General features: G+C 73.9%; 17 protein-coding genes, 1 tRNA gene and 1 pseudogene. 9 read left to right on the top strand and 10 right to left on the bottom strand.

Translation table 11 applies throughout. From position 1 onward, the window contains the following. Nucleotides 1–22 precede the first annotated feature (22 nt). Nucleotides 23–1,273: a DNA repair exonuclease gene (locus ASF41_RS12030; RefSeq protein WP_056221851.1), complete on the bottom strand. Its 1,251-nt coding sequence runs from the start codon at nt 1,271–1,273 to the stop codon at nt 23–25. A gap of 154 nt (nt 1,274–1,427) precedes the next feature. After that, nucleotides 1,428–5,123, bottom strand: a complete 3,696-nt coding sequence (putA, locus tag ASF41_RS12035; RefSeq protein WP_056493504.1) for a bifunctional proline dehydrogenase/L-glutamate gamma-semialdehyde dehydrogenase PutA — start codon at nt 5,121–5,123, stop codon at nt 1,428–1,430. Nucleotides 5,124–5,464: 341 nt separating this feature from the next. Here putA and ASF41_RS12040 point away from each other — a divergent pair, with 341 nt between their 5' ends. Further along, nucleotides 5,465–5,638, top strand: a complete 174-nt coding sequence (locus tag ASF41_RS12040; RefSeq protein ID WP_200941272.1) for a hypothetical protein — start codon at nt 5,465–5,467, stop codon at nt 5,636–5,638. A 76-nt stretch (nt 5,639–5,714) separates the two neighbouring features. Here the strand turns inward: ASF41_RS12040 and ASF41_RS24795 are convergent, their stop codons facing one another. Continuing rightward, a complete protein-coding gene (locus tag ASF41_RS24795) occupies nt 5,715–5,858 on the bottom strand; it encodes a hypothetical protein (RefSeq protein ID WP_156389683.1) in 144 nt (47 codons plus the stop codon). Nucleotides 5,859–6,049: 191 nt separating this feature from the next. Here ASF41_RS24795 and ASF41_RS24800 point away from each other — a divergent pair, with 191 nt between their 5' ends. Then, nucleotides 6,050–6,508, top strand: a complete 459-nt coding sequence (locus ASF41_RS24800) for a hypothetical protein (protein WP_056493507.1) — start codon at nt 6,050–6,052, stop codon at nt 6,506–6,508. Nucleotides 6,509–6,817: 309 nt separating this feature from the next. Further along, nucleotides 6,818–7,273: an Rrf2 family transcriptional regulator gene (locus ASF41_RS12050; protein WP_056221865.1), complete on the top strand. Its 456-nt coding sequence runs from the start codon at nt 6,818–6,820 to the stop codon at nt 7,271–7,273. 169 nt (nt 7,274–7,442) lie between these two features. Here the strand turns inward: ASF41_RS12050 and rocF are convergent, their stop codons facing one another. After that, complete coding sequence (gene rocF, locus ASF41_RS12055; RefSeq protein ID WP_056493510.1) at nt 7,443–8,372, bottom strand: arginase; 930 nt, start codon at nt 8,370–8,372, stop codon at nt 7,443–7,445. Nucleotides 8,373–8,825: 453 nt separating this feature from the next. On the opposite strand from rocF, the gene ASF41_RS26460 reads away from it, so the two are divergent. Further along, on the top strand, nt 8,826–8,954 hold the full coding sequence (locus ASF41_RS26460; protein WP_274533541.1) for a hypothetical protein: 129 nt from the start codon (nt 8,826–8,828) through the stop codon (nt 8,952–8,954). Between the two features lie 25 nt (nt 8,955–8,979). On the opposite strand, the gene ASF41_RS12060 is transcribed toward ASF41_RS26460, so the two are convergent. From ASF41_RS12060 to ASF41_RS12070, 3 genes are all read right to left on the bottom strand, one after another. Next, the gene (locus ASF41_RS12060; RefSeq protein ID WP_200927246.1) at nt 8,980–11,436 is read right to left on the bottom strand and encodes a DNA topoisomerase; all 2,457 of its coding nucleotides are present in this window, start codon (nt 11,434–11,436) and stop codon (nt 8,980–8,982) included. Nucleotides 11,437–11,479: 43 nt separating this feature from the next. Next, on the bottom strand, nt 11,480–11,782 hold the full coding sequence (locus ASF41_RS12065; RefSeq protein ID WP_244479638.1) for a DUF6894 family protein: 303 nt from the start codon (nt 11,780–11,782) through the stop codon (nt 11,480–11,482). Between the two features lie 200 nt (nt 11,783–11,982). Further along, the gene (locus ASF41_RS12070; RefSeq protein WP_244472567.1) at nt 11,983–12,261 is read right to left on the bottom strand and encodes a hypothetical protein; all 279 of its coding nucleotides are present in this window, start codon (nt 12,259–12,261) and stop codon (nt 11,983–11,985) included. Between the two features lie 341 nt (nt 12,262–12,602). Here ASF41_RS12070 and ASF41_RS12075 point away from each other — a divergent pair, with 341 nt between their 5' ends. From ASF41_RS12075 to ASF41_RS12080, 3 genes are all read left to right on the top strand, one after another. Then, nucleotides 12,603–12,917, top strand: coding sequence for a hypothetical protein (locus ASF41_RS12075; RefSeq protein ID WP_056221872.1), 315 nt, complete (start codon nt 12,603–12,605; stop codon nt 12,915–12,917). Nucleotides 12,918–13,090: 173 nt separating this feature from the next. After that, nucleotides 13,091–13,267 (top strand): hypothetical protein, encoded by a 177-nt coding sequence (locus ASF41_RS25605; RefSeq protein ID WP_200917502.1) that lies wholly within the window; start codon nt 13,091–13,093, stop codon nt 13,265–13,267. Between the two features lie 164 nt (nt 13,268–13,431). Further along, nucleotides 13,432–13,635: a hypothetical protein gene (locus ASF41_RS12080; protein WP_055953942.1), complete on the top strand. Its 204-nt coding sequence runs from the start codon at nt 13,432–13,434 to the stop codon at nt 13,633–13,635. 132 nt (nt 13,636–13,767) lie between these two features. Here the strand turns inward: ASF41_RS12080 and ASF41_RS25610 are convergent, their stop codons facing one another. Together ASF41_RS25610 and ASF41_RS12085 are read right to left on the bottom strand one after the other, a co-directional pair. After that, entirely contained in the window at nt 13,768–13,911 is a 144-nt protein-coding gene (locus ASF41_RS25610; protein ID WP_200917504.1) for a hypothetical protein, read from the bottom strand. A 117-nt stretch (nt 13,912–14,028) separates the two neighbouring features. Next, nucleotides 14,029–14,985, bottom strand: coding sequence for an alpha/beta hydrolase (locus tag ASF41_RS12085; protein ID WP_056493513.1), 957 nt, complete (start codon nt 14,983–14,985; stop codon nt 14,029–14,031). A 97-nt stretch (nt 14,986–15,082) separates the two neighbouring features. Between ASF41_RS12085 and ASF41_RS12090 the strand changes: the two genes are divergently transcribed. Continuing rightward, a complete protein-coding gene (locus ASF41_RS12090) occupies nt 15,083–15,970 on the top strand; it encodes a LysR family transcriptional regulator (protein ID WP_056493516.1) in 888 nt (295 codons plus the stop codon). 83 nt (nt 15,971–16,053) lie between these two features. Beyond that, a pseudogene (locus ASF41_RS23735) lies at nt 16,054–17,146 on the top strand (IS630 family transposase). 43 nt (nt 17,147–17,189) lie between these two features. Here the strand turns inward: ASF41_RS23735 and ASF41_RS12100 are convergent. Then, a tRNA-Ser gene (locus tag ASF41_RS12100) sits at nt 17,190–17,279 on the bottom strand. Nucleotides 17,280–17,723: the final 444 nt, after the last annotated feature.

Here is a 17,723-nt window from a genome sequence, read left to right on the forward strand (position 1 = left end):
CGGTCGTTCGACGGGGCGGCGTTCAGCAGGACCGCCCGGAGAGGCGCCCGAGGATCACCGCCTCGGCCTCCGCGCAGAGGGCCTCGAGGTCGGCGGCGAGGTCGTCCTCGGCGGCGAGGCCGGCTGGCATCTTGGCGGCGATCTCGGCCAGCGCCGCCCGGGCGCGGGCGCGGAAGTCCGGCTCGTGGTCCACCGCCGCCAGCAGGGTGGCGGGGTCGATGGCCGCGAAGGCGTCGGGGCGGGCCTCCGCGACGGGCCGGCGCGGACGGGCGGTCTCGATCTTCAGGCGCTCCAGCCAGATGTCCTCGTGGAGGCGGTGGGCGGCGGCCTGGATCTCGGCGGTGAGCCCGTCGCGGTCGGCCGCCAGGCGGTCGTGCGCCGGGGTCTCCCCCCGCAGGCGCACCCGCACGGCGATGAGGCGCGCCGCGGCGGCCTCCGCGAGCGGGCGCAGGGCCGCCTCGACGCGGGCGACCGCCGCGCGCTCGTCGACCACGCCGGAGAGATCGACGTCGACGGGTTGGAATCGGGCCTGGTCGACGATGAGGCGCTCGACGCCCTGAACCCGCCCGTCGGCGACGGACACCGCGACGGCGCCCTTCTGGCCGGGCTCCCGGATGCTGCGCCCCTGCAGGTTGCCCGGAAACACGATCCAGGGGTCGCGGGCGAGTTCGGCGTACTCGTGCACGTGGCCGAGCGCCCAGTAGGCGTAGCCCCGCCCCGCCAGGTCCGCCACCGAGCAGGGGGCGTAGGTGGCGTGGGCCGCGTGGCCGGTGCAGGAGGTGTGCAGGATGCCGATGTTGAACCAGCCCGGCAGGGCGGGCGGATAGGTGAGAGCGTAGTTCTCCTCCACCGCCCGGTTGGGAAAGCTGCGCCCGTGCAGCGCCACCTTGAAGGGCTCGAGGCGGTGGGTCTCGGCCCGGCTCGTCGGGAAGCTGCGCACGGAGTCCGGCAGGGTGATCGAGCGGGTGATGACGCTCTCGGCGTCGTGGTTGCCGCGCACCAGGATGACGGGGATGCCGGCCCGGTCGAGGCGGGCGACCTGCCGGGCGAAGAACAGCCCGATGGTGTTGTCGGACCAGTCGCCGTCATAGACGTCGCCGGCCACGATCAGGAAGGCGACGCTCCGCTCGATCGCCAGGGTGACGAGATCCTCGAAGGCCCGGCGCCCCGCCGAGGCGAAGCGCCGGGCGATGTCGGGGTCCTTGAGCGCGAGGCCGCTGAGCGGGCTGCCGAGATGCAGGTCGGCGGCGTGGATGAAGGTGAACGCGGACATGCGGTGCGGATGAGGGGCCCTGAGAGGCGGCCGGGGCGGGAAGATGCGGGCGCCAGGGTCGCGGGTTTGGCGCCCGATTGCAACGTGGGCGCCCGGATCCGCCCACAAGCCCCTGCGATCCCGAGGCTTTCGTCTCCGATCGCGCCGGCGGCCCTCACCCGTCCAGGGTCATCAGGCCGGCGTTGCCGCCGGCCGCCGCCGTGTTGCGGCTGACCACGCGCTCGCGGACGAGGCCCTCGACCGGGTAAGCCTCGGAGCCGGCGACCGGATCGGGGCGGGCCCGGTGGATGGCCACCAGGGGGCCGGGGCGGGCGGCGAGGGCCGCGGCGAAGGCCGTCAGGGCCTCGGACGCGCCCTCCCACAGGACCGCGTCGGCGGCGGTCTCCGGATCGGCGGCCCGGATGAAGCCGTCCAGATCGTGCGGCAGGGGGTGCGGCAGGGCGGCGAGGAGGACTTGGGCCGGCGCGGTGGGACTGAGAACGACGCGGTTGCCGGTGGCGAGCGCCGCGCCGATCTGGGCCGCGAGGCCCGGCCCGGTCGCCGCCCGGCACAGCATGGTGCCGCGCGGATGCAGGTCGTAGCGGTTCTCCTCGCCCACCGGGCCCGGCAGCCGGAGCCCGCCGCCCACCGGGCTTTGGGTGATCCGCGCTTCCGCAGCCGCGGCCTCCCCGGGCCGGCCCTGGTCGCGCAGCCATCGGACCCAGGCGAGGGCCGCCGGGGCGGGCGGCCCGGGCGGAAGGCCGGTCCCGGCCGGGGCGGCGGCGAGGAGGCGCCGCAGGAGGAGCGGACCGCCGGCCTTCGGGCCGGTGCCGGAGAGGCCGTGCCCGCCGAAGGGCTGCATCCCGACCACGGCCCCGACGAGGTTGCGGTTGACGTAGAGGTTGCCCGCCGCGCTCAGGGCGCCGGCCCGGGCGATCGCCGTGTCGAGGCGGGTCTGGACGCCGAAGGTGAGGCCGTAGCCGGTGGCGTCGACGGCCGCGATCGTCGCCGCGAAGGCGGTGCGGTCGAAGCGCACCACGTGCAGCACCGGGCCGAAGACCTCGCGGGTGAGGGCGGCGACGGACGGGATCTCGATCACGGTCGGGGCGACGAAGGTGCCCCGGTCGCAGGCCTCCGGCAGGGGCGCCCGGTACACGGGATATCCGGCGGCGCGCATCGCGGCGACGTGGGCCTCGATGGCGTCGCGCGCCTGTGCGCCGATCACCGGCCCGATATCGGTGGCCAGCCGGTCCGGGTTGCCGACCCGCCACGCGGCGAGGGCCCCCTTCAGCATGGCCAGGGTCCGGTCGGCGATCTCCTCCTGCAGCGCCAGCAGGCGCAGGGCCGAGCAGCGCTGGCCGGCGGAATCGAAGGCCGAGACCAGGGTATCGGCCACCACCTGCTCGGTCAGGGCCGAAGAATCGACCACCAGGGCGTTCAGCCCCCCGGTCTCGGCCACCAGGGGCACGGGGTGGCCCTCCGGGTTGAGGCGCCGCGCGAGGGTCGCCTGGATGCCCGCCGCCACCGCGGTGGAGCCGGTGAACAGGACGCCGTTCACGCGCGGGTCGGCCACGAGGGCGGCCCCGGTCTCGCCACCGCCGGGCAGGAGCTGGAGGGCGCCCGCCGGTACCCCGGCCGCGCGCAGGATCCGCACCGCCTCGGCGGCGACCAGCGGGGTCTCCTCGGCGGGCTTGGCCAGGACGCCGTTGCCGGCGGCGAGGGCTGCCGCCACCTGGCCGGTGAAGATCGCCAGGGGGAAGTTCCAGGGACTGATGCAGGCGACGACGCCGAGGGGCCGGTGCGTGGCGGGGGCGAAGTCCCGGGCCTGCCCGGCATAGTCGCGCAGGAAGTCCACCGCCTCCCGCACCTCCGCCAGCGCGTTGGCGGCCGACTTGCCGGCCTCGCGGATCAGAAGGGCGATGAGCGCCGGCTGGCGCGCGCTCAGCATCGCGGCCGCCGCCTCCAGGATCGCCGCCCGCGCCGCACCCGGCCGCGCGGCCCAGGCCGCGGCCCCGGTCCCGGCCTGGGCCAGGGCTTCCTCCACTAGGCCCGGCCCGGCCTCCACCACGGTGCCGACGCGGTCCGCCCGGTCGGCCGGGTTGCGGACGTCGCGGGCCGGCCCGGTGCGCTCGGCCTCGGCCAGCATCGGCACCGCCCGCCAGAGACGCGCGCCCTCCGCCGCCAGGCGGCCGGCGAGATCGGCCAGCCCCTGCTCGTCGGACAGGTCGAGGCCGGCGGCCGCGACCCGGTCGGGGACGAGGTCGCGGGGCTTTCGGATCGCCGGGTGGGGGGCGCCGGGAGGCTGCGCGGCCCGCACCACCGCGACCGGGTCGGCGGCGAGGTCGGCCACGGCCACCCGCGCATCCGCGACCCGGTTGACGAAGGAGGTGTTGGCGCCGTTCTCGAGGAGGCGGCGCACGAGGTAGGCCAGCAGCGTCTCGTGGGTCCCCACCGGCGCGTAGATCCGGCAGGGGCGGTCGAGCCCGTCCGGTCCCACCACCGCCGCGTAGAGGGCCTCGCCCATGCCGTGCAGGCACTGGAACTCGTAGCGTCCGAGATGGAAGTCGGGCCCCGCCAGGGTGTGGAGGGCGGCCAGGGTCTGGGCGTTGTGGGTGGCGAATTGCGGGAAGATCGCGTCGGGGGCGGCGAGCATCCGCTCCGCGCAGGCGCGGTACGACAGGTCGGTGTGGACCTTGCGGGTGAAGACGGGGAAGTCCTCCAGGCCCGCCACCTGCGCCCGCTTGATCTCGGTGTCCCAGTAGGCGCCCTTGACGAGGCGGACCATGAGGCGGCGCCCGGAGCGGCGGGCGAGGTCGACGAGGACCGCGACCAGCGTCAGCGCCCGCTTCTGGTAGGCCTGCACCACGAAGCCGAGGCCGTTCCAGCCGGCCAGGTCCGGGTCGGCGCAGAGGGCTTCCAGGATGTCGAGGGAGAGGTCGAGGCGATCGGCCTCCTCGGCGTCGATGGTGAGGCCGATGTCGTCGTGGCGGGCGAGGCGGGCCAGGGCGGCGACGCGGGGCAGGAGTTCGGCCATCACCCGGTCCCGCTGGGCGCGGACGTAGCGCGGATGCAGGGCCGAGAGCTTGATCGAGATGCCGGGGCCGGAGACGAGGCCCCGCCCCGCCGAGGCCGCCCCGATGGCGTGGATGGCGTGCGTGTAGTCGGCCGTGTAGCGCGCGGCGTCGGCCGCATTCATCGCCGCCTCGCCGAGCATGTCGAAGGAGTGGGTGAAGCCGCGCGCCTCCTGGTGGCGGGCCTGGCGCAGGGCCTGCGCGATGGTCTCGCCGGCGACGTACTGGCCGCCCATGAGGCGCATGGCCTGGTCGACGCCCTCGCGGACCAGGGGCTCGCCGCCCCGGGCGACGACCCGGGCGAGGGAGCCGGACAGCCCCGCCTCGCGGCGCTCCGCGGCGCGGGCGAGGCGTCCGGTGAGCACCAGCCCCCAGGTGGCCGCGTTGACGAAGAGCGAGGGGCTGTGCCCGAGATGGGCCGCCCAGTCCCCCTGTCCGATCGTGTCGCGGATCAGCGCGTCGCGGGTCTCCAGATCGGGAATGCGCAGCAGCGCCTCGGCGAGGCACATCAGGGCCACGCCCTCCTCCGTCGACAGGCTGTATTCCCGCAGCAGGCCCTGGACTCCGCCGACCGGGCCCTGGGCGCGCAGGCGTCCGACGAGCGCGTGCGCGAGGCGCGCGGTGACCGCCGCGGCCCCGGGATCCGTCGTCACCGCCTCCAGGCAGGCGGCGACGCGCTCGGGCTCGGGCGCGCGGGTCTCCGCGGTCAGGCGCCGACGCAGGGGCGTCGGCGCGGCACGCGGCCCCAGGAACGCACCGAAGGGGCGGGCTGACGGCGGTGCCGGATCGGCAGGGCGCATCGCGGGCTCACGGTTCGGGCGGAACCGCCGCCCCGGCCGGGGAGGATGGGACGCGACGCACCGCGAGTCGAGGCCCCGCCCGCGGAGGGACGTCCCGAGCCGTTTTCCCAGCATTAGGCAAGCAGGGATATCGCGAGAAATCCAGTATAGTCCCTGCGTAAACCGGACGCTCCAAAGCAGAAGCCGTAAGTTTTCCCGGGTCGAGCGATCGGCCCGCGCCTGGACGTCCGTGCCCGAGACCCCAGCCCCCCCTGTGTGCCTCGGGCCCGATGCTGGTGGGGTTGGCGCCGCGCCGCGAAGGGCATCACATCCGCGCCGCGCGCGCCTTCCTCGACGGGTCCATGACCGATCTGTCCCGGGCCAGCGGGCTCTCATTCTCGACCGTCCAACGCCTGGAGGGGGGCGCGGAGGCCCCCGGCCCAGCCAGCCGGTACCGGGCCGTCGCCGCGCGCCGGGCGTCCGGGATCCTGTTCTCCCTGATCGAGGGGGCCGCCATCGTCGCCGGCCAGGCCTGAACGCCGTCGCGCGCCCCCGAGCCCCGTCGAGCGGGTCCTGCGGCAGGCGTCGACGCGTCAGGGCCTACAGCAGGGCCTACAGAAAGTGGCGATACACCACGTGGGTGTCGGCTTCCGGCTGGAGGCTGCTCCGGCCGGCGGCGCCGCAGGTCGCGGCGGCGAAGGGCGAAACCATTGCGACGAGGGTCAGGAGCCAGCGAAACGGACCTGCGGCAATCATCGGAATCTCCTCGGCCGGGTGGGGATCGGCGGGTTGGGATCGAATCGTCGCCTGCGATGGCTGCGGGCCTGGGCCCGGGTCCTCCATGGAGCGTTCCGGCCCGTTTCGCGGTGCCGAGACGCACCCGGCCCGCGCTGTGGACGGCCGCACGCGACCGGGGCGCGCCGTCGCCTTTGGCCGTAGGGTGGGCCATGGCTGCACGGATCCTGGATCGCGACCGGTTCGCGAAGTGTCGCGCACTGATGGAGCGCGGGGCCACGCCCGGCGAGCGCGCGGCCGGACGCGCGGCCGCGACCCGGGTGGCGGCCGCCGCCGGTCTCAGCCTCGCCGACGCGCTCGTCCTGGCGGATGCCGGTCGCCCGGACGCCGGCCGGGCCCCCGCCCCGGACCACGACCGGCCGCGCCGGCCCGCCGAGCGGACCTACGCCTGGGCGACGCCCAGGCCCGCCCCGGAACCGGTGACGGTGGAGGAGTTGCGGCGGCAGAAGGCGACGGACGAGGCGCGGCGCAAGAAGGCAACGGCGCGTGCCCGCCGGCGCCCGCAGGCCGCCGATCCGGACTGGGAGCACTGGTCCGGCGAGGTCCGCGAGGCCCAGGCCGCCCGGGACCGGGACTGGGCGCAGCGGCGTCCCCCCCGCGCCGCCGACTGAGGTGCCGGCCCCGAGGCTGCAACCGGCCCGACGAACACGCGCGAAAGCCCATTCGGATCGGAACGTGCCGTTCCAAGGCGTCCGATCCATGATAAAAAGACGACAAAGGCGCAGGGTCGCACATCCATCCACGCCGTGATCTCTGTCCGTCGCGCAACGGTAGGCTTGCCGCCGCATGTGTCCGATCCCCGGGACGTCGCCCCCCGAGACAACGCCGGGATACGGTGCGCGCGGGAAGCGCCCCCTGCCAGGCGGCCCGCGCGGGGCCGGTGCGTCACGGACTCGCTCTCACGCGTCCGAGTGAACGCCATGCGCCTCACGCTCCACACCGATTATGCCCTCCGCACCCTGATCTACCTCGGGGTCAACGGCGAGCGGCGGAGTTCCACGGCGGAGATCGCCCGCGCCTATCGCATCTCGGAGAGCCATCTCACCAAGGTGGTGCACAAGCTGGGTCAGCTCGGGCTGATCCGGACCATGCGCGGCCGTGGCGGCGGTCTCCGCCTCGGGCGGCCCGCGGCCGAGATCTGCCTCGGCACGGTCGTCCGGGCGACGGAGGAGGATTTCGCCCTGGTGGCGTGCTTCTCCGGGGCCGCCTGCGTCCTGACCCCGAGCTGCCGCCTGCAGCAGGTTCTCGGGGATGCCCTGAACGCCTTCCTGGCGGTGCTCGACCAGGTCACGCTGGCGGACCTGATCGGCGGATCGGGGGGCGCGGTCGCGCAGCTGCTCGGCCTGGAGGCTCCACGCACCCAAACACCCCCCTGATACGGGCTCCGCTCGATCGCAGCGGTGGCCGTATCGGCGAGCCTGCGCGGCGCTCGAGCGAAGCCCGGATCCGCCCTCCCGAAGGGATCAGACGGTCGGTGTCCGGTGGGGACTGGGGGGGGGCCGCCCGGGACGCGGCCGGCGCCCCGGCGGGAGGCGGCGGGACGCCTCAGTAGCTCTGCGTCGGCCGGTCGAGCACGGTCCGGCCCATCAGGCTGGCGGCGAGATCCACCATGAGGAGGGCCGTGCGTCCGCGCTCGTCGAGGAACGGGTTGAGCTCGACGAGGTCGAGGCTGCCGACCAGGCGGGAATCGTGGAGCATCTCCATGATCAGGTGCGCCTCGCGGAAGGTCGCGCCCCCCGGCACCGTGGTGCCGACCCCCGGCGCGATGCCGGGGTCCAGGAAATCCACGTCGAGGCTGACATGCAGCCGCCCGCCGGCCGCGGCGACCTGCCCGAGGAAGGCCCGCAGGGGGGCGACGACGCCGACCTCGTCGATGCTGCGCATGTCGTGGATGAGCACGCCGGCCTCGAGCACCGCCACGCGCTCCGCCGGGTCGAGGCTGCGGGTGCCCATCAGGCAGACGTTGCGGGGGTCGATCGGGGCGGCGGGGGCCGGCAGGTAGCCGGAAAAGCCGCGCCGGCCGGTGGCGTAGGCGAGGGGGACGCCGTGGAGGTTGCCGCTCGTGGTGGTGTCGAGGGTGTGGAAATCCGCGTGCGCATCCAGCCAGAGCACGAACAGAGGCCGCCCCTCCTGCGCCGCGCGGCGCCCGAGCCCCGACAGGGTTCCGGCCGACAGGCTGTGATCGCCGCCGAGGAAAATCGGGAGGCCCTCGGCGCTGTGCCGGTAGGCGGCCTCGGCCAGGGCCTCGGTCCAGGCCGCGAAGGCGCCGAGGTGGCGCAGGGCCCCGTTGGGATGGGCCCGCTCCTCGGCGAGGGCCGGCGCGAGGTCGCCCGCATCGACGATGGAGAGGCCGAGGCCCCCGAGGGTCTCGGCGAGGCCCGCGGCCCGGTAGGCGCTCGGCCCCATGTCGCAGCCGAGGCGGCCGGCGCCCTCCTGCACGCGGGCGCCGAGAAGGATGCAGCGTCGGTTCGTCATGGTCGGGTCTCGCTCCGCAGCGCCGGTCGCGCGGCCCCCTCGCGGGGCCGTGTTGCCCAGGCGACGTTGCCCGGGCGGGTGTTGCCGACTCGGTCTTGCCAGGCCCGTGCCGGGGCCGGGCCCGGCGCGATCCGGCCTGCCGGACGCAGGATAGGCGATCCCCGTGACGCTCGTTCCGGGCGGGACGCCGCAGGTCTTCGTCGCCCCCTCGGTCTCCGCCGCCCCGTGCGGGGCTCGGCATCCCGGCCACCATGTTTTGTTAACCATTCCGGTCGCAGCGTGCCGCCGTTCCTCCGGCACCGGCGCGCGGCCGGCGGACCGGAGGGAGGCCTCGCCGATGAGTCCCGAATTCGGCGGCGGCTCCATAATCCCGCCCGTTTCTCCGAGCCCAGTGGGGCGGGTCGGGGCCCTGGATCACGCAGCGGCCACGACCATGCACAAGGAGTCTCTCCCATGATCAAAACGCTGCTGGCGCTCTTCACCGTCGCCGCCGTCCTGACGATCCGGGCGTTCCTGAAGCTCCTCTGGCTGCCGTTCCACAGCTTCGGCGGCCTCCTGCGCGGCCGTCCGGCCGCCACCTGAACCCGGGCCCGCAGCCGGGTCCCGATCAGCCGGCGCCGCGACCGGCCGTCCTCCGGCGCGGCCGCCCCGCCGCCGTGCCGGCCTCCTTCGCGATCCCCCGGCCGGCCTCCTTGCCGGCAGCCTTCGCGATGCCCCGGCCGGCCGCCCCGCCGGGCGTCGGCTTGACCGGCCCCGGCCTCGCCTGGCGCGCGGTCGGCCCCGTCCGCGTCGGCGCCGCCTGGGCGTCGAGGAACCGGCGGCAGGCCTCGAACTGCGTCTCGACCTCGGGCGGGCAGTCCAGGCCGCGCTCCGCCGCCAGGGTCCGGGCATAGCGCAGCATCGCCGCGCTGGGGGCACGCGGCCCGCCGGCCGCGCCCGGCGCCGCCGTTCGTGACGCGGCGGGACCGGCCTCGGCATCCAGGAAGGCCCGGCAGCGGGCGAGGCTGCTCTTGCAGCCGCGGGGCAGCGGGATGCCCTTGCGGGCCGCCAGCGCCACCGCGAAGGCGACCATGGCCGGCGTGGGCGGACGATCGCCGCCGCCCGCGGCTCCGCGTCCCCGCGACGGCGGGATCAGGCTCGGGTCCAGGCTGACCACCTCCGCCTGCGCGATGGCGGCGATCAGGCCGTCGAGGCGGGTGCGGGTGCGCTGCCGGAAGGCCTCGGCCCGCGCCCGCGCCTCGACCCGGGTGGGCGCCCGGCCGATCTCGGCGAGCTCCGCCTCGAACGACGCCCGGCCCACCGGGTCGCCATAGGCCGGAAACACCCGCCGCACCGCCGCGATGAAGGCGAGCCCCACCTCGGTCACCGTGAGGGCCGGGTCCTTGCCGTCCCCGAGGGCGAGGTAGTGGCTCTTCAGGAGCTTGGGCAGGATGGTGTCCCGGGTCGCGGCCGTGCCGAGCCCCTTCGGCTCGTTCGGATTGACGGGGTTCTCCAGGGCCCGCTTCGCCGCCGGATCGTCCACCTGGTCGATCAGGCGGCCCATCACCACGGGAAGCTCGCCCCGGGTGATCCGGCGGGGCGGCTCGGTCACGGCCTCGACGATCTCGGCACCGGCGGCCCTGGCCGCCTCCCCGTCGCGCAAGGCGGGCAGGCGGGTGGCGCGGGCCTCGTCCTCGGGCCGGGCCTTGCCCGGAACGGGATCGGCCTCGATCTCGGCCTCCGCCCCGTAGAGGGCGCGCCAGCCCGGCGCGCGCACGACGCGCCCGCCGACCGCGAAGCGCTTCGCGCCGAGGGGCGTCGCCACCTCGGCCACGACCTCGGTGCGCGCATCGATGCCGTCGGGCAGGTGCGCGGCGCCATAGGCCTTGGCGACGAGTTCCCAGAGGCGGGCGAGGTCCGCCGCGAGGCGCCCGGGCTCCGGCACCTTGCGCAGGGGCACGATGGCGTGGTGCTCGCCCGGATCCTTGACGTAGTGCCCCCGCGCCCCGCGCCGGATGACGGGCGGCGCCGCGGTCAGCAGGGCGCCGAGGTCCGGCAGCACGGAAGCGATGGCGGCCAGCACCGCGCCCGCATCCCCGGCCTGCCCCTCGGGCAGGGCATCCGACTCGGTGCGCGGATAGCTGAGATAGCCCTGGTCGTAGAGATCCTGCGCGAGCCGCGCCGTGTGCTGGGGGTCCCAGCCGAAGCGCTTGGCGCAGCGGCGGGCCAGGGTGTCCTTCGAGAACAGGCGCGGCGGCGCCCGGCGGACGTCCCGCTGCGTCACCCCGAGGGGCCCGGACCACGCGGTCGCCGCCGCCCGGATGGTCTCGGCCGCGGCGCGTTCGAAGATCCGCTCCTTGGGGAGGTGCCACAGGGTCAGGGCCGCTCCCGTGCCGGTCTCGGCGTGCAGCGCCACCTTGAAGAAGTCCTGCGGGACGAAGGCCCGGATGCGCGCCTCGAGGTCCGCCAGGATGGCGAGCGTGGGCGTCTGCACCCCGCCGAAGCGCCAGGGCTCGCGGAAGGCGGGCGGCCGCAGGCGCAGGGAGATCGCGCGCGTGCCGTTGAGGCCGAGATGGTAATCCTCGTATTGCCGGCACAGCGCCTCCAGGTAGGCGGCGTAGTCCCGCTCGCCGGATTCCGGCTCCCGGGCCAGCATGGCGAAGGCCCGCCGGACGGAGACGTCGTCGAGGGCGCCGAGCTTGAGGCGGTCGACCCGGCCGCGCCAGCCGAGATGCTCCAGCACCTCCCAGGCGATCATCGACCCCTCCCGCCCCGGATCGGTGGCGATGATGACGCGCTCGACGCCCCGCAGGGCCTGGCCGATCGCCGCGAGCTTGCCCGCATGCGACTGGCCGGACCGGTTGGTGCCGCAGATCACCGGCAGGGTGTCGAGGACGATCGGCAGGGCCTCGAACTGCCAGACCTTCCAGTCCGGCCGGATCCGGCCCGGCTCCTCGGCGGCGAGCAGGTGCCCCTCGGCCGCGACGCAGACGGTGCCGGGCGAGCGGAAGTAGCGCTGGAGCTGACGCATCGCCGACGGCTTCTCGAAGAAGAACAGCGTGCGGCCGGGCGGGGCAGGGGACATGGGATGGGGCACACGGGCTGGAAGGGGATCGCGCGCGCGGGGCTCAGGCGGCCTGCCCGAGGCCGTCCCCGTCGCGGGCCCGCCGCGCCGTCCGTGCGGGCCGGTCCCGGCCCTGCGCCGGAGGATCGACGGACAGGAAGGGCCGGACGAGGACGCGCCGGCCGCGCAGGTCGTGGACGGTCACGTGCCACTCCGCCCAGTCTCCTCCCGCGCCGAGGCTGCGCATCACGTCCCGCGCCACCGCCTCGGCCCGGCGCATCAGCCGATGGGGCGCCCGGATGTCGTTGCCCACGGCATCGAAGATGCATTCGCGGCCGTTGGTGCAGTGGAAGCGGTAGCGGGCCATGCTGCTCTGACTCCCCCGTCGCCGCGCGCCGGGACGCGCTCGAGTTCACTCTCTGTTCTCATATGCACGCAAGGGCGCCGGGATGGCAAGGGCGGGATGGCAAGGGCGGGATGGCAAGAGGTGGCCCGCGCACGCAAAGCCTGCGCGGGCAGGACCGCCGGGCGGCGGCGTCCTGGGGGAAGTCCTCATGGAAGAAGTCGTCAGCGCCCGCCGGCGCCCCCCCGCATGCTCCTCTGCCGACAGGTGCGGCCCATATCCTCGAAGCCCGCCGGGCAGCGCCGGACGCAGGCGCCGGCGGCGTACTTGAGCGGCGGCCGGCAAGCCCGGCTGAAGCGCTGTTCCTGGAACAGGTAATCCTTCGCGGGGCTCTGCGCCGCGGCCGGGCCGGTCAGCCCCAAGGGGACCACGCCCAACGGAAGCGCGCCCAGGGGAAGCGCGACGAGCGCGAGGCGGAGGGCGGCGTGGGGGAGGCGGGGCATCGATTGTTCCGGGGCGGGGGCTTGGGTCCGGGGGAGCCTTGCGGCCTTCGCCTCTACCACGTCCCGTCCCACCCGGACATGGGCGCCGACGCGCGGCGCGCCTCGGCCCGGAGGGGCGTCCAGCGCCCCCGGCGTCGCGACGGGCCTCGCGATCGGTCTCGATGCCACTATCCGCCGACATCTCTTCCTGATCCGCACCGATCTCGACCCGACAACACTTTTGCCATCCTGCTTTTTTGCAATGCACGGGTAATACCGCGGAGCACAAACTAGCCTATTGGTGGAACTTGTACCTTCGCGAACCGTAGGTAGTCTGAACGGGCCCAACCCTCGGGGACGCCATGTTGTACCTGTCCTTCCTTCTCCTGGGCGCCGTGGCCAGCCGCGCGTTCCGGATCTCGGGCCTGCTGGCGATCGTCGCGCTCCTGGCGGTGGCCATCGGACTCGAAGGCGCCCTCAACCAAAGGGACCCGGCCTCCGTGCTGGGCCATGCCGTGCTGATGCTGGCGGCGGTGGAAATCTCCTATCTCGCCACATCCTGGCTGTGGGACGCGGCGGCCCGTCCGCGGCCGCACGGGGAGATCGGAAGCGGGGAAGAGCCCGCGACCCCGAGGCCTTTCGGGCCAAGCCTCCCCGGCGAGCCCCGGGAGTTGTGAAGGTCCGCCCCGGACGCGACGGGGACAGGATCCCGCATCCGAACACCGCCGGCGCCGTCGAACGCCGACCGGCCCGCTATGATTCGGAAATTTCCTGCGCAACCTCCGCCCATCTTGCAGCATTATGCAGACTCGCCCCAAACGTCCGAACGGGGTCAAACGGAGTGTGACGGATGAGCGCCGGCTATCCACTTCTGATCCTCGCCCTGGGAACCCTCGGCGGCATCGGCTTCCTCGCCCTCGGGGCCCGCAAGCAGGTCGCCGACCTGAAGAACGACCCGAAGCGATCGAGCTTCGTGCGCGATCACGGCGGCACGCCGCGGGAGAACATGCCGGGCACCGAGCACTGACGGGGCGACCGGGACGTCCGCACGCGGCGTCCCGGTCGCCGAGACGGTCCCCGCCTGCCGAGTCGGAACCGGCGCCCGGCCCAGCCGTTGACAGCCAGATTGGAATTGATCTAATTCGCAACTGAGCGCGGCCTTCGCCGCCGCGCAGATCCCAAGGAGCTCCCATGGCCGGCCACGCGCATTGCGACAGCTGCAAGTTCTTCGACGAGCACAAGGTGAACGGCGCCCAGGCGGCCGGCGAAGAGGGCCTGTGCCGCTACAACCCGCCCGTGACCCAGCCCGCCCCCGAGTCGAAGGGCCTCTGGCCGGTGGTCGCCACCAGCGACTGGTGCGGCCACTTCACGCCCGAGATGTCGGCGGCCGAGTAAGCGGCCCGCACCGCATCCCACCAAGGGCCAGCCTTCGGGCTGGCCCTTCTCGTTTCGGCCGCGATCGACGAACGGGTCGGGTCGACCGCCATCCGGATCGCGGCGCGCACGGCGCGTCCCGCACCGACGGCCCTACAGGGTATTCCGCTTCAGGTGAGCGGCGACCCGCCCGCCGCTCACCTCGGCATCCGGGTTGCGAACCTCGCGCATCCGCGGAGCGGACCCGGTCGTCAGGTAGACCACCACCGTCAGTGCCAGGAGCACCTTCGCGCCCATCGCCCTTGCCCTCATCGTTAAGAGGGGGTGGATAGGATCGATCCCTTTCGACTTTGTTGCAGTGCGGCGGCTCCTCGCGCCGCCGCGGCGGCTTCGTCGGGTGTGGTGAACAGACCGTCACGGCGTGCCGCGATCCCCCGAACCGGCGCAGGCCGCCGTCACGGCCCGATCCAGGAACGCCGCCGCGGTGGCGATCGCCTCGCGCCCTTCGGCCAGTTCGGCATGGAACATGTGCCAGACGTGGAACATCCCCGGCCAGACCTCCAGCGAGGCGCGGACCCGGTTCTCGCCGAGATGCGCCGCGAGCCGGATGGCGTCGCTCAGCATCAGTTCGCCTTCGCCGATCTGCACCAGGATCGGCGGCAGCCCGCGGACATCGGCGAAGACCGGCGATGCCTCGGGGCTGTTCGGCAGCGCGCCGCCCAGGAAGGTCCTGGCCATCAGGTCGAGGCCGGCCTTGGTGTTCAGCCTGTCGAGGCCTTCGCGATTGGTCATCGACGCGCCGGTGTGCTCGAGGTTCGCCCAGGGCGAGAGCGCCGCCCCGCCGGCCGGCAGCGCCACGCCGGCATTGCGCGCCAGGACCATCACCGAGACGACCATCGCCCCGCCGGCCGAATCCCCCGCGAACGTCACCGAGGCCGGGTCCTGCCCCTGCTCGATCAGCCAGCGGTAGGCCGCGAACGTATCCGCGATCGGAACGGGGAACGGATTCTCCGGCGCCAGCCGGTAATCGGGCAGGTAGACGCGCGCCTTCAACGCCCTGGCGAACGCCGCGGCCAGCCCGTGATAGCCGCCCGGCCCGCCGACGATGTACGCCCCGCCGTGGATGTAGAAGAGCACGCGGTCGCCCGCGACCTCCGGCGGGGTGACGAGGGTCGCCGGCACGCCGCCCATGTCGACCTGTTCGATCCGCATGTCGGCCGGCGTCGGATGCTCGGCCATCGTGCGGACGTACGACCGCCGGATGTCGTCGATCGTCACGGACGCGGTCTCGCCGCGGAGGACGGGGGCGAGGTCCCGCAGGCTCGCGGCCCATCGGTCGAGGCGATGAATCACGGTGGGGTTGAAGGTCATGGCGCTGGCTCCCGATGGCGTTGATCCGTTCACGTCCCCGATATAGTCCGGTGATTGGCGACGGGACGTCGACACTGCGAGGGAGTGGCGGCGCCGCATGGCACCGGGCAACATCAACGACATCGTCGCCTTCGTCGCGGCCGCCGAGGCGGGCAGCTTCGTCGGCGCGGCCCGTGCGCGCGCGATGACGCGGTCGGGCATCGCCAAGAGCGTCGCCCGCCTCGAGGATCGCCTCGGCGTCCGCCTGTTCCACCGGACGACGCGCAGCCTGGGGCTGACCGACGACGGCCGCGTGTTCCTCGATCGCTGCACGCCGATCCTGGCCGACCTCGAAGCGGCGGAGTCGTCGATGTCCGATGGCGGCGGGGAGCCGCAGGGTCTGTTCCGCCTGACCGCGCCGATGACGTTCGGACGCGTCGTGATCCTACCGCTGCTCAACGATTTCCTGGCCCGCTGGCCCCGGCTGAAGGCCGAGGCGAGCTTCACCGACCGGATCGGCGACCTCATCGAGGACGGGATCGACCTGGCGATTCGGATCGGCGAGCCCCGCGAGACCAGCCGCCTCATCACCCGAACCCTGACCCAGCAGCACGATCGGGTCGTCGCGAGTCCTGCCTATCTGTCCACGCATCCGGCGCCGCGGCATCCCGACGATCTGGCGGGGCACGACTGCCTGAATTACATCGGCGCCGGGCAGAGGCGCCCGTGGCGCTTCACCGTCGAGGGCAGGACCGTCGCCGTCACCCCCCGCGCCCGCCTGTCGCTCGACAGCGGCGAAGCGCTCCGCGACGCGGCGGTCTCCGGGGCGGGGCTGGCGTTCCTGCCCGGCTATGTCGTCGAACGGGATCTCGCCGAAGGACGGCTCGTCGCGCTGTTGACGGACCATGGCGCCCCGCCGGTGCCGATCAGCCTCATCTATCCCAGCCGCCGCCATCTCGCGCCGAAGGTCCGGCGCTTCATCGATCTGCTGGTCCAGGCCGTCTGATACCCATCGGTACGGCTGAGGACGCACGGGTTCTACGCGCGCGCGTCGGGCGTGATCCGATGCGGCGAGCCAGGAGGTTTGCCCTGTCGAAGGCCGTGGACCTGCGCGCGGACTGGTGCCGATGCCCGACGACGCCGGGCGCGGACGAGCCGCGATGCCGGTCAGAGCCGGCGCCTTCGAGCGCGGGCCGCGATCGACGAGGGCGAAAGCCGCACCCGGGCTTGCGCGGATCGGCGCGGTCGGCCTGCAGAGGGTGCGCGACTGGGGGCTGGCCTTCGACACGGCTGGGCCGGACGGTTTGCTCGAGCGCAGGAGCCCCGGCCCACGGTTCACGCGCGACGATGCGCGGCGACACGCCCTGGCGGCTGTCATCGAGGAAGGGCCGAACCTGCAGCCGCACGGCGTGGTGCGCTGGCGGCGGAAAGACTCGGCCGCCTGGCTGTTCGAGCGCTTTGGGATCAGCCTCGACGAGAAGAGCGTCGGTCGAGCGGTGAAGCAGATGGCCGATGCCAAGCTGTCGGCCCGCCCGCGCCATCACCAGCAGGACTTGGCCGCGCTGACGCCGTACTTGGCGGCACTGACGCCGTACTTGGCCACGCTGACGGCGTTTCAAGAACCGCCCCGCCCGTCTGAGAGCGATCCGCGCCGATCTGCCGACCGGCACGCCGCTCGAACTCCGGTGGCAGAACGAGGCCCGCCTCGGCCAGAAGAACCCGACCCCGCGGCGCTGGGCACGCCAGGGCAGCCGGCCTGCCGCCCCGAGGGATCGGCGCACGGCTTCCGCCGACATCTTCGGGGCGATCTGCCCGGAGAAAGGCGAGGGCGCCGGCCTCGTCCTGCCCTGCTGCGCCAGGCCGGCCATGAACGCGCATCGGGCCGAGATCCATCGATCCCGGCGCTCACGCTGTCCCGATCCTTGAGGGAGCCGGCCGGCACGTCGCCGCCGACCTCGTGGCGCCCGACACCATCGCCTTGCCGACGTTGCCGTCTCATGCCCCCGAACTCGACCCGGTCGAGAAGGTCTGGCAGGTCCTGCGCGAGAACCGGCTCGGCGACAGGGTCTTCGCCTCCTGCGAGGACATCCCCGATCACGGCTGCGAGGCTTGGAACAAGCTGATCGCACAGCCCTGGACGATCCGGTCTCTCGGACTGCGCCAATTGGCCTATCGGTCGTGAACCACGCCGATTGGTCTCGGTCGAGTGCATCGAATGGATACTTTGGCGGAAGGGGTGGGATTCGAACCCACGGTAGACTTGCGCCTACGGCGGTTTTCAAGACCGCTGCCTTAAACCACTCGGCCACCCTTCCAAGCCCATGCGGGAGCGAGAGACTTCGCCGCCGCGGAAGCACCGGGCCCGGACCCGCCGCTCCTGTTCGCCCTCGTTCGAACCGGCGATCCTGTCTATGGCTGCCCGCGGGGCGGCGTCAACCGTCGCCGCGGGGCCCGCCCTTGCGCCGCCCGGTGGAGCGGGATGGCGCAAGCCCGGTCGCCCGAGGGCTTCGGCGCGATCGGCGCGTCGCCCGTCCGCCCCGCCGCCATCGTCCACGCCCGAAAAACCCGCCGCGGCTGGGCCGGGCGGGTGAAGGTGTTCCTCGGTGTTCCTGGGTGGAACGCCGTATCCTGCCACTTGGTATCCCAGCAGCAAAGGCGTGGGGGCCGGCCCCGGTGACGAGAGGCCGGGATTGAAACGGGAAACCCCGTCCGGGCCCGGCGGCGGCGCGTCACCGCCGGCGCCTCGGTGCGGTCAGGCC

It is taken from the genome of Methylobacterium sp. Leaf111, from assembly GCF_001423285.1.
Taxonomy (GTDB): Bacteria; Pseudomonadota; Alphaproteobacteria; order Rhizobiales; family Beijerinckiaceae; genus Methylobacterium.

Bases quoted from the DNA above. Each gene is read 5' to 3' on its own strand.
- ASF41_RS12030 (WP_056221851.1), bottom strand. From the start codon at position 1,273: ATGTCCGCGTTCACCTTCATCCACGCCGCCGACCTGCATCTCGGCAGC.
- putA (WP_056493504.1), bottom strand. From the start codon at position 5,123: ATGCGCCCTGCCGATCCGGCACCGCCGTCAGCCCGCCCCTTCGGTGCG.
- ASF41_RS12040 (WP_200941272.1), top strand. From the start codon at position 5,465: ATGACCGATCTGTCCCGGGCCAGCGGGCTCTCATTCTCGACCGTCCAA.
- ASF41_RS24795 (WP_156389683.1), bottom strand. From the start codon at position 5,858: ATGATTGCCGCAGGTCCGTTTCGCTGGCTCCTGACCCTCGTCGCAATG.
- ASF41_RS24800 (WP_056493507.1), top strand. From the start codon at position 6,050: ATGGCTGCACGGATCCTGGATCGCGACCGGTTCGCGAAGTGTCGCGCA.
- ASF41_RS12050 (WP_056221865.1), top strand. From the start codon at position 6,818: ATGCGCCTCACGCTCCACACCGATTATGCCCTCCGCACCCTGATCTAC.
- rocF (WP_056493510.1), bottom strand. From the start codon at position 8,372: ATGACGAACCGACGCTGCATCCTTCTCGGCGCCCGCGTGCAGGAGGGC.
- ASF41_RS26460 (WP_274533541.1), top strand. From the start codon at position 8,826: ATGATCAAAACGCTGCTGGCGCTCTTCACCGTCGCCGCCGTCCTGACG.
- ASF41_RS12060 (WP_200927246.1), bottom strand. From the start codon at position 11,436: ATGTCCCCTGCCCCGCCCGGCCGCACGCTGTTCTTCTTCGAGAAGCCG.
- ASF41_RS12065 (WP_244479638.1), bottom strand. From the start codon at position 11,782: ATGGCCCGCTACCGCTTCCACTGCACCAACGGCCGCGAATGCATCTTC.
- ASF41_RS12070 (WP_244472567.1), bottom strand. From the start codon at position 12,261: ATGCCCCGCCTCCCCCACGCCGCCCTCCGCCTCGCGCTCGTCGCGCTT.
- ASF41_RS12075 (WP_056221872.1), top strand. From the start codon at position 12,603: ATGTTGTACCTGTCCTTCCTTCTCCTGGGCGCCGTGGCCAGCCGCGCG.
- ASF41_RS25605 (WP_200917502.1), top strand. From the start codon at position 13,091: ATGAGCGCCGGCTATCCACTTCTGATCCTCGCCCTGGGAACCCTCGGC.
- ASF41_RS12080 (WP_055953942.1), top strand. From the start codon at position 13,432: ATGGCCGGCCACGCGCATTGCGACAGCTGCAAGTTCTTCGACGAGCAC.
- ASF41_RS25610 (WP_200917504.1), bottom strand. From the start codon at position 13,911: ATGGGCGCGAAGGTGCTCCTGGCACTGACGGTGGTGGTCTACCTGACG.
- ASF41_RS12085 (WP_056493513.1), bottom strand. From the start codon at position 14,985: ATGACCTTCAACCCCACCGTGATTCATCGCCTCGACCGATGGGCCGCG.
- ASF41_RS12090 (WP_056493516.1), top strand. From the start codon at position 15,083: ATGGCACCGGGCAACATCAACGACATCGTCGCCTTCGTCGCGGCCGCC.